We start from the raw sequence: 790 nt of genomic DNA on the forward strand, positions 1-790 counted from the left end.
TGGCATGCCAGACCCTCGCCTAGACAAGCTTGCAGCCATTGTCAGCCCAGCGAAGGTTATCCAAACTACAATGGAGTTTGTTGATATTGCCGGTCTAGTAGAAGGCGCATCTAAAGGCGAAGGCCTCGGTAACCAGTTCCTGGCTAATATTAGAGAAACAGACGCTATCGCTCACGTTGTACGCTGCTTCGAAGATGAAAACGTTGTTCACGTTTCTGCCAAGGTGAACCCTCAAGCCGACGTTGATGTAATTAATACCGAGCTTGCTTTATCTGACCTTGATACCGTAGAAAAGGCTATCAAGCGTTTCACCAGAACAGCCAAGAGCGGTGATAAAGATGCGAAGAATGCTCTGAGCCTACTTGAGGATAAACTACTCCCTCACTTGAACGAAGCAAAAGCGGTTCGCGGCCTTGGTTTGAATGATGATGAACTAGCAATTATCAAAGAGCTTTGCCTGCTTACAATCAAGCCTACAATGTATATTGCCAACGTTGATGAAGACGGTTTTGAAGACAACCCTCACCTAGATAAAGTTCGTGAAATCGCAGCAGAAGAAAACGCTGTAGTCGTCGTGATCTGTAATAAGCTAGAAGCAGAAATTGCTGAGCTGGATGACGAAGAACGCGATGAATTTTTAGCAGACCTTGGCATGGAAGAGCCAGGCCTTGATCGTGTCATTAGAGCTGGCTACGAGCTACTTGGTCTACAAACCTACTTCACTGCAGGTGTAAAAGAAGTTCGCGCCTGGACAATGAAGCAAGGCGACCCTGCCCCTAAAGCCGCTGCA

Annotated in this window: 1 protein-coding gene; it reads left to right on the forward strand. The window is 47.1% G+C overall.

Features of this window, described 5'->3' with window-relative positions; translation table 11 throughout:
• On the forward strand, positions 1–790 hold a 790-nt coding region (gene ychF, locus A3761_RS06280), incomplete at both ends, for a redox-regulated ATPase YchF (protein WP_068749991.1).

It is taken from the genome of Oleiphilus sp. HI0123, assembly GCF_001635315.1.